Source organism: Faecousia intestinalis, assembly GCF_040096185.1.
Taxonomy (GTDB): Bacteria; Bacillota; Clostridia; order Oscillospirales; family Oscillospiraceae; genus JAZOXB01.
On sequence record NZ_JBBMFF010000231.1, the window covers coordinates 1 to 9,465 of the forward strand.

Here is a 9,465-nt window from a genome sequence, read left to right on the forward strand (position 1 = left end):
CACAAAGTATTCCTGCGTTTTCCATACCTCGACTTGCCAAAAAATCTCTCGCCATCCGCTCTTGCTGATTGAATCAGTGCTTCCTGTTTTAGCATGGAACCCGGCATATTTCAAGAAACCGGCGGTTGAATCGGTAAAACCGGCCGCCGGAATGTGAATTTTCTGTTTCTTTCCCCGCATTTTACTTTTCTTATGTGGGGGATTGTGATATAATTTCGGATGAAAATCCGACGGAAAGGTCTTGCATCCTATGGGAATCATTCAAAAAATCTTCGGCACCCGCTCGGAGCGTGAGGTAAAGAAGCTTATGCCGCTCGTCACGCGCATCGAGTCCATGGAGGACGAGATGAAGGCGCTGACGGATGAGCAGCTGCGTGAAAAGACGGACGAGTTCCGCAAGCGCTATCAGGGCGGCGAGGACCTCGACGACCTCCTGCCCGAGGCATTTGCCGTCTGCCGCGAGGCGGCGGACCGCGTGCTCGGCATGCGGCCGTACCGCGTGCAGCTCATCGGCGGCATCGTGCTGCATCAGGGCCGCATCGCGGAGATGAAGACCGGCGAGGGCAAAACGCTGGTCGCCATCCTGCCTGCCTATCTCAATGCCCTGACGGGAAAGGGCGTGCACATCGTCACGGTCAACGACTATCTGGCCAAGCGCGACTCGGAATGGATGGGGAAGGTCTATCGCTTCCTCGGCCTCACGGTCGGCCTGATCGTCCACGATCTCAAGCCGGACGAGCGCCGCGCCGCCTATGCTGCCGATATCACCTACTGCACGAACAACGAGCTCGGCTTTGACTATCTGCGCGACAACATGGCTCTTTATAAGAAGGACATGGTCCAGCGCGGCCATAACTTCGTCATCGTCGACGAGGTCGACTCCATCCTCATCGATGAGGCCCGTACGCCGCTTATCATTTCCGGCAAGGGCGAGGAATCGACAAAGCTCTATGAAATGGCCGACTTCTTCGTCTCTGGCCTGCGCCGCAAGGTGTTTGCCACGACGGACGAGAAGGAAATTCAGGACGACCTCGACTGCGATTACTATGTCGAGGAGAAGTCCCGCACCGTCTCGCTCACGGCCAGCGGCATCGCCAAGGCCGAAAAGTATTTCGGCGTGGAGAATCTGTCCGATGTGGAGAACACGACGCTCGTGCACCACATCAATCAGGCCATGAAGGCCCGCGGCGTCATGAAGCGCGATATCGACTATGTCGTCAAGGACGGCCAGGTCATCATCGTCGACGAATTCACCGGCCGCCTGATGTACGGCCGCCGCTATAACGAGGGCCTGCATCAGGCCATCGAGGCCAAGGAGGGCGTGTCCGTCGCCAGCGAGAACAAGACGCTTGCGACCATCACGTTCCAGAATTTCTTCCGCCTGTACGCCAAGCTTTCCGGCATGACCGGCACGGCCATGACCGAGGAGGAGGAATTCTCCGCCATCTACAAGCTCGACATCGTCGAAATTCCGACGAACAGGCCCGTTATCCGCGTCGATCACAACGACGTCGTCTATAAGACGGAGGCGGGCAAGTTCCGCGCCGTCATCCAGCAGATCAAGGACTGCCACGCCAAGGGCCAGCCCGTGCTGGTCGGTACCATCTCCATTGAAAAGTCCGAGTATCTCTCGAAGCTCCTCAAGCGCGAGGGCGTGCCGCACACCGTGCTGAATGCCAAGCACCACGAGCGTGAGGCCGAGATCGTGGCGCAGGCCGGTAAGTTCGGCGCCGTGACGATCTCCACGAACATGGCAGGCCGCGGCACGGATATCATGCTCGGCGGCAATGCCGAATACATGGCGCTGTCCGACCTGCGCAAGCAGGGCCTGCCGGACGAGCTGGTGGCAGAGGCCAATTCCTATGCCGAGACGGAAAATCCCGAGATCCTTGCCGTGCGCGAGAGCTACAAGCAGCTGCTGGCGCAGCACAAGGCCGAGATCGCCGAGGAGGCCGCGCGCGTGCGCGAGGCCGGCGGCCTGTTCATCGTCGGCACGGAGCGCCACGAGTCCCGCCGGATCGACAATCAGCTCCGCGGCCGTGCCGGCCGTCAGGGCGACCCCGGCGAAACGCGCTTCTATCTGTCGCTCGAGGACGACATCATGCGCCTGTTCGGCTCCGAACGCATCATGAATATGATGAACTCGCTCGGCATCGACGAGGACACGCCCATCGACGCCAAGATGCTCTCCAACGCCATTGAAAACGCGCAGAAGAACGTCGAGAGCCGCAACTTCCAGATGCGCAAGAACGTGCTGGAATACGACGATGTCATGAATACCCAGCGTCAGGTCATCTACGAGCAGCGCCAGAAGGTGCTCGACGGCGAGGACCTCTCCTCGACGATCGAGGGCATGATCCACTATGTCATCGACACCGAGGTCGAGGATGCCTTCGCCGGTGCCGACCACTGCGACGACCCGGAGAAGCTGGCGCAGATCAACGCAAAATTTGAGGGCGTCTATTATCCGAAGGGCGCATTCGCCCCGCAGCCCGGCCTGAGCCGCGACGAGGCGAAGGAGCAGCTCTATCCGCTCTTCCGCCAGACCTATGCCGCGCGCGAGCAGGAGTTCGGCGCGGAGCGCATGCGCGAGATCGAGCGCATCATCCTGCTGCGCGTCGTCGACGAGTACTGGATGGACAACATCGACGCCATGGAGGACCTGAAGCAGGGCATCCGCCTGCGCGCCTACGGGCAGACCGATCCAGTCGTGGCGTATAAGCGCGAGGGCTTTGCGATGTTCGACGGCATGATCAACGCCATCCGCGAGGAGACCGTCCGCCGCCTGTATCTGTTCCGCCTGCGCACGGAGGAGGATATCCGCCGCAAGCAGGTCGCAAAGATCACGGCGACCGGCGGCGCTGCCGATAAGACCGTCAAGCAGCAGCCCGTGAAGAAGATCAAGATCGGCGCGAACGATCCGTGCCCGTGCGGCAGCGGCAAGAAATACAAGTATTGCTGCCGCGACAAGGACGAGGCCAAGTCATGAGCTTCCGCGTCCATCGAGAAGGAGAGCTGGAATACCTGACGAGCGATGTGCTGGACGGTGTGGCCCACTGCTTTTCCACCCGCTTCGGCGGGGTGAGCGAGGGCGCGCTCGCCAGCCTGAACCTCGGCACGCACCGGGGCGACCGGCCGGAAAACGTGCTGGAGAATTATGCCCGCCTCGGCCGGGCCGTTGGCTTTGCGCCGGAGGAGACCGTGTTCACGAAGCAGGTGCATTCCGCCCTCGTCGAGCGGGTCGGCCGCGCGGACTGCGGCCGCGGCCTGCAGCGGGAGGCCGAGCACGGCGTCGACGGCCTTGTGACGAACGAGCCGGGCGTTGCACTGACAATTTTCTCTGCCGACTGCACGCCCGTGCTGCTGTTTGACCCAATAGCACGCGCCATCGGCGCGGCCCATGCGGGCTGGCGCGGCACGGCGGCGGGCATTGCGGTCCGCGCGGTCGAGGCCATGCAGCGGGAGTTCGGCTGCCGCCCGGAGAACATCCGCGCGGCCATCGGTCCGTGCATCGGCCCGTGCTGCTTTGAGACGGATGCCGATGTGCCGGATGCCATGCGCGCCGCCCTCGGCAGCGAGGCCGGGCAGGCCATCCGGCCCGCCGGGGCAAAATTCTATGTCGACCTGAAGCGGCTCAATGCTATTTGGCTGCGCCGCGCCGGGGTGACATGCATCGACATCAGTGCCGACTGCACGGCCTGCCAGCCGCAGCGATTCTGGTCGCACCGCCGCGTGGGCAATGCCCGCGGCTCGCTGGCGGCCATCATCCGGCTGCGGGAGGAGGGCTGATATGAAGCGACTGCTTGCCCTCTGCCTGCTGCTTGCCCTGCTGCTGTGCGCCTGCTCTGCGGCCGGTCAGCCCACGCAGCCCATGGAGCAGCCGACGGAGGAGACTGCGGCCGCCCCGACGGAGACGGCCGCCGCGCCGAAGACGTTCGGTCTGTCCTACCTGCCGGAGCACGGCTTCAACCCCTATACCTGCACGGCGACGGTGAACCGCGCGGCGTTTTCGCTGCTGTATGAGAGCCTGTTCGTCGTTTCGTCGCATTTCCGCGCCGAGCCGCTGCTCTGCGAGAGCTTCACGGCCTCAGAGGACGGGAAGACCTATCGCTATACCCTTGTTTCCGGCGTAAGCTTTTCCGATGGAACGCCTCTGACGGCGCAGGACGCCGCCGCCTCGCTGCGCGCGGCGCAGCAGAGCGCGCTTTATTCCGGCAGGCTGGCGCATATGCTGTCCGTCACGGCGGATGACGACCGCACCCTGACGGTCACGCTCGACACGGCGTATGAGAATTTTTCCCTGATGCTCGATGTGCCCATCGTCTCTGCGGCGACGGTACAGAGCAGCACGCCGCTCGGCACGGGACCGTATTATCTCGACGGCGAGGTGCTCCGGCGCAGCAGCCGCTGGTGGCAGACACAGGCCCCGGCCGTGACGGCCGAGACCATCGAGCTGCAGGCGGCCAAAACGCCGAACGACATCCGCGACAATTTCGAATTCGGCAGCACGGACCTTGTGTACTGCGACCCGAATTCCCCGGCAGCCGTCGGCTACCGCTGTGATTATGAGGCGTGGGAAGCGCCGGCGCCCATCCTGCACTATGTCGGCTTCAACCTCTACAGCGGCTGGTTCACGAATGTCGCGCTGCGCCGCGCCTTCACCTACGGCGTCGACCGCGAGGCGATGACGAGCGCCGTCTATAACGGCTTTGCGCAGGCGGCGACGCTGCCCTGCTCGCCTGCCTCCGACCTCTATGACGCGCAGCTTGCTGCGCAGTATGCCTATTCGGCCACGGCCTTTCAGGCCGCCATCCACAATGCCGGCGTGCCGACGTCCGAGACGGACTGTCCCGTGCTGCTTGTGTGCTCGGACGACCCGGCGCGCGTGCGCGCTGCGGAATATCTGTCCTCCTCCATGCAGGAAAACGGCTTCTTTCTCAAGGTCCGCTCGCTGGGCCGCGAGGCCTATGTGGCCGCTCTGCAGGCGGGTAATTACGACGCCTATCTCGGCGAGGTCCGCCTGACGGCGAATTTCGACCTGTCGGAATTCTTCCGCACGGGCGGCGCGCTCAGCTACGGGGCCGTGGCGGACGCTTCCCTGGCCGGCCTCTGCACGCAGGCGCTGGGCAATTCCGGCAGCTATGCCGACCTCTGCGCGCGCCTGCTCGACACCGTGCCGTTCTGCCCCATTGTGTTCAAGAGCTACGAGGTCTGCGTCAGCCGCGGTGCGATCGCCTCCATCTCGCCGGGCGTGGACTGCGTGTTCCACAACGCCGCCACGGCGCGCACGCTGGCCGATGCTGACCACTCCTATGACGGCGCGGCAGAGCCGTCCGCACCGACGGATGTATCGGCCGACCCCGCCGAACCCACGGAGCCGACCGATGCGGCGGACCCCACGCAGGAACCCTGATAGAATTTCGCTCCCTCTGAAGCGGATTCCGGATAAGCTCCGGGTTTGCTTCAGGGGGAATTCTTATAACCAACCGAATATCGACATTTTTTCAAAATTATGGTACATACGATGCTAAGATATTGACAGAGTTTCTAAAGTGTGATATTCTGACCTTACCGAGGAATGGAAAGGAGCCGCGGAAAGAGAGATAAGTTAGTCCGTGAATATGTGAGCTAGAATAAGGAAGAAAGGATGCATCATAATGAAACGATGCCGATTGACACGTGTGTGCAGTGCCCTGCTGCTTGTGGCATTGCTGTTCTCCATCACAGTACCGTTCGCTTCCGCCTATTCTGATGTGACTCGTTCTGCTTTTCCAAGTTATTTTGATGCAATCAACTACGTGACTGATAATGGCCTGATGAATGGCACATCATCGACCACTTTTGAACCCAACACGGTAATTAGCCGTGCGATGATCGTTACGACTCTGCATCGTTTGGCGGGAAGTCCGGCAAGCTATGCCAGTGTCAACTTTACCGATGTATCAAGTTCCGCATGGTATTACAATGCGGTTCGCTGGGCTGTAAAGTATGGTATTACTACAGGCGCAACGACAACAACGTTTGAACCGGATAGCACAGTTACAAGAGAACAGGCGGTAACCTTCTTCTACCGGTACTTGCAGAAGTATCGTGGAGTAACGCCGATTGTAGATATGTCGATTACATCGTGCGGAGACTATGCGAATATATATGACTATGCGATTACCCCGTTCCGCTGGGCTGTGAGTAATGGCATCGTATATCCGGATTCGTCCTCTAATAAGCGCCTATATCCCAAAGCCGGTGTCTATCGCAAGGAACTTGCATTATGGATTTGCCGCTTCGGGACGAATGTTGAGGGTATACGGGCTGGAATAGACAACTTCTCTTTTTCCAATACGAAGCAGTACTTTGCATCTGCTACTGCATCTGATATGGTGACAACCGTGAAACCCCAAAAGTACCTGATTTCAACTGCAAATTATAATAAGTTATTATCGCTTGCAACCGAAACAGAGGAAGCGCTTATTGGCATGTTTGTCCGGAACACGGAATGGATAGGGTCTTGTTACGGCCTGAGCATGTCCTTGATGCTGGATAAATACGGTGTGATTGATCTTAATGGGAATTATACAAATTCCTGTAAGACAATTTACAGCATGCCACAGCCCTCTAATGTGACTGATAGCCATCACAAGACAGTCTTAAACCGGACAGGATCGATTCGTTTTACGCAGTTGGAAGATACCATTAATTATTATCATCTATCACAATTCATAGAGTCAAAGGTAAACCTTTCCAGCTGTGGCGGGGAGTTCGATAATAAACCAAACGCTTCCGGTACACCGGCAAAGGGATTGGTAGACAGTCTGGCTAAGGGCGGCATTGTAATGGTCAATTATTCTATTGAATCTACCATGAGTAATTCGACATGGGGACATTCGGTTCTCTTATATGGGAAACCAATCCTAAATAACGGTTATTATATTATGAAATCAAATGCTGGGACTCGATGGACAGCAATACACCGGCAAAGCTTCGCGTAAAGAGCGATTATAAATCATGCTATTTTGTGACAAGTACAGGGACAATAGGACCATCTCATGTGAATTATTATTCGTCCTATTACGGACTGCTTTCCTTTGATATTGACGGAGCCAATAATGGCCGCGCGGCAAGTCCAAGTAAGCAGGAGAGTACGACTTGGATTTATGCCGATACAAATGCAGATTGTACGATCACAAATGCTGACGGAGAAGTGCTGCGGTCGGAGTATGGTATTTCTTCCGGCGACATGGAAATTTTAGATACGAAGATGATCGTTCTTGGTGAAGGTATGCCGGCACGGATGGCTTGGAAAGTACGGGCCAGTGAGAGCTTCCATTTTGAGACAGAGTCGGATGAATGCGGCTTCTATGCCGAGATCGATGAGGAGCTATATGCTGTGACGGGCACGGGGATTTCCACTGTGGACGTTTCAAAAAATAAAATTAATGTGACGGGCTTCGATATCAATTATCGTGTGACTAGTACTGCCAGCATGGAAGACCATCACTATATCTGTTACTATGGAAACGAGCCGGAAAGTCTTGAACTATCCCTTGACGGCACTGCACCGCTAATGATTACCGAAGGGAATCAGCATGCGGAGATCGTTGATGTACGTGATTTGTCTTCACGGCAAGTTTCGTAATATTGGGACAACATAGTATTGCAATTGGGGTGATATCCTATGAAAATGAATAAGTCATTACTATGCCTCTTTTTGAGCCTTATACTGCTCCTCACGGCCTGCGCACCGGCGGCAGTTCAGACCGAGCCGCCCACGGAGGCCCCTACCGAAGCGCCGACGGATGCTCCTACCGAGGCCCCTACCGAAGCACCGACGGAGGCTCCAACTGAGGCCCCTACCGAGGAACTGACAGAGGCTTTGCCGGAGGAGACGGAGGCCCCGACGGAGCCGCCGGAGCGTCCGGAGCATACTGTGAAGATTCAGGTTTCCGTGAACTGTGATTGCACGATTACCAACGCGGAGGGGCAGACTGTCCGTCAGGGGGATGACAGCGGACCGGAGGGCGATCTGGCGATTTACAGCACCGGTCTTTATGGCTTTTGTACCGGTACCCTGCCGATGGAGGTGTGGGAGGTTGCGGCCAGTGACAGTTTTACGATGGAGACGACGACGTCGCCCAGTGCCTTCTGTGCGGAGATCGGGGATGCATTTTATGCCGTGACGGAATGTACCGGCGTTACCCGCATTGAGTTCCGCGACGGCTATATCAAACTGTCCGGCTCGGAAATGACCTATAAGATCCTCACAACCTCCCACGCGCGGGAGCGGCAGTATTTCTGCATCACCGGCACGGGCACGACGGAGATCGAGTTCCCGATCGAGGATGTCCTGGCCGCCAGCCCGATCGGAGAGACCTACCGCGTGGAGCGGTGTACGGTTTAAGAGACTGACATTCGGAACGTGGAGGACGCGTTATGAGAAAATTATCCGGAATTTTTGCGGCACTTCTGCTGCTCCTCTCGGCCTGTGCACCGGCGGCGGCCCCAACGGAGGAGACAATGCCCGAGACGCAGGGCGAGGAGCTTGTTTCGACGCTCAGCATGCTGCCGAAGCAGGCCATCTCCATCCACCGGGCCGAAACTCCGGCGGAGGAGGACACGGAGACGGACAGGACCGATATCGTGTTCGTGCCGTACTATGCGTCTGTCGAGCAGCTGACGAGCAACTCGTGGGTGGACCAGACGCATGCCACAAAGTCGACCGTCCTGAACCTGACAAAGACGGATGCCGTCGAGGTCAAATGGGAGGCAAACGCGCTCCTTGCGGGCGGCCGCTGGGTCACGTCGCAGGAGGAGCTGCAGACGGTCTGCTCCTATCTGCGCAGCCGCGCGGAGGACGGGGTGCTGCACCTGACGGACGAGGCCTGCAGCGCGCCCGCCGAGGCGTTCGGCAGCGCCGACTTCTTTGCGGAGCAGAAGCTGCTTTTGATCGACCTCTGCCGTCTGGGCAGCGACACCCTGCTCGACCCGGTCGTTCTCCGCGCGGAGGACGGCACGGTGGACATTACCCTGCGGATGTCCGCGCCGACTGTCGGAGAGGTGCGCGGAAACGGCATGCTCTGCCTGATCCCCGTCCCGGCCGACTGCACCGGCGCGGAGATCACGCTGTATCCTGAAGGGAAATAAGGAAATGAAACGAGCTGCGCCGGGAGGGATGCGTCCCTCCCGGCGCAGACTGTTGTTATCATGGCAGCTGCTCCCGGATTTGCCATTGCAAGGGCGCTCTGCGCCCGTGGCGCCCTGAGCGCGAAGCGCGAGGAAGTGCCCTTGGGGTGCAATCTCGGAAAGGCACTTCCAATTTGAAATAGCTGTCGTTAAAATGGTAAAAACCGATTGCGTCTGTAGCGGCGTTCCCTGAGCGCCTTGCAGACCAGCAAGTTATGTGGTAGCATCGTCGACCGCACCAGTCCCCAGATTTGTCATTGCGAGGCCGATCGGAAGAGCGTCGTGTAG

General features: G+C 58.6%; 8 protein-coding genes. 7 read left to right on the forward strand and 1 reads right to left on the reverse strand.

Features of this window, described 5'->3' with window-relative positions; all coding sequences use genetic code 11:
* A partial coding sequence (locus WMO66_RS09285) for a hypothetical protein (RefSeq protein ID WP_349136140.1) occupies window positions 1-180 on the reverse strand: 180 nt, incomplete at its 3' end.
* A gap of 70 nt (window positions 181-250) precedes the next feature.
* Between WMO66_RS09285 and secA the strand changes: the two genes are divergently transcribed.
* The 7 genes from secA (at window position 251) to WMO66_RS09320 (ending at window position 9,138) form a co-directional block, all read left to right on the forward strand.
* Window positions 251-2,989: a preprotein translocase subunit SecA gene (secA, locus tag WMO66_RS09290; RefSeq protein ID WP_349136142.1), complete on the forward strand. Its 2,739-nt coding sequence runs from the start codon at window positions 251-253 to the stop codon at window positions 2,987-2,989.
* Window positions 2,986-3,789 carry a peptidoglycan editing factor PgeF gene (gene pgeF / locus WMO66_RS09295; RefSeq protein WP_349136144.1) on the forward strand — a complete coding sequence of 268 codons (804 nt, stop codon included), beginning with the start codon at window positions 2,986-2,988 and terminating at the stop codon, window positions 3,787-3,789. Before secA ends, pgeF begins: the two co-directional genes overlap by 4 nt.
* Before the next feature lies 1 nt (window position 3,790).
* Complete coding sequence (locus tag WMO66_RS09300) at window positions 3,791-5,413, forward strand: ABC transporter substrate-binding protein (RefSeq protein WP_349136145.1); 1,623 nt, start codon at window positions 3,791-3,793, stop codon at window positions 5,411-5,413.
* 244 nt (window positions 5,414-5,657) lie between these two features.
* Window positions 5,658-6,986: an S-layer homology domain-containing protein gene (locus WMO66_RS09305; RefSeq protein ID WP_349136147.1), complete on the forward strand. Its 1,329-nt coding sequence runs from the start codon at window positions 5,658-5,660 to the stop codon at window positions 6,984-6,986.
* Window positions 6,987-7,045: 59 nt separating this feature from the next.
* Entirely contained in the window at window positions 7,046-7,633 is a 588-nt protein-coding gene (locus WMO66_RS09310; protein WP_349136149.1) for a hypothetical protein, read from the forward strand.
* Between the two features lie 39 nt (window positions 7,634-7,672).
* Window positions 7,673-8,395, forward strand: a complete 723-nt coding sequence (locus WMO66_RS09315; protein WP_349136150.1) for a PT domain-containing protein — start codon at window positions 7,673-7,675, stop codon at window positions 8,393-8,395.
* A gap of 32 nt (window positions 8,396-8,427) precedes the next feature.
* A complete protein-coding gene (locus WMO66_RS09320; protein ID WP_349136151.1) occupies window positions 8,428-9,138 on the forward strand; it encodes a hypothetical protein in 711 nt (236 codons plus the stop codon).
* The last annotated feature ends 327 nt before the right edge of the window (window positions 9,139-9,465 follow it).

What these genes read in the sequence shown, in the direction of transcription:
- WMO66_RS09305 (WP_349136147.1), top strand. Translation starts at nt 5,658, where the DNA reads ATGAAACGATGCCGATTGACACGTGTGTGCAGTGCCCTGCTGCTTGTG.
- secA (WP_349136142.1), top strand. Translation starts at nt 251, where the DNA reads ATGGGAATCATTCAAAAAATCTTCGGCACCCGCTCGGAGCGTGAGGTA.
- pgeF (WP_349136144.1), top strand. Translation starts at nt 2,986, where the DNA reads ATGAGCTTCCGCGTCCATCGAGAAGGAGAGCTGGAATACCTGACGAGC.
- WMO66_RS09300 (WP_349136145.1), top strand. Translation starts at nt 3,791, where the DNA reads ATGAAGCGACTGCTTGCCCTCTGCCTGCTGCTTGCCCTGCTGCTGTGC.
- WMO66_RS09315 (WP_349136150.1), top strand. Translation starts at nt 7,673, where the DNA reads ATGAAAATGAATAAGTCATTACTATGCCTCTTTTTGAGCCTTATACTG.
- WMO66_RS09320 (WP_349136151.1), top strand. Translation starts at nt 8,428, where the DNA reads ATGAGAAAATTATCCGGAATTTTTGCGGCACTTCTGCTGCTCCTCTCG.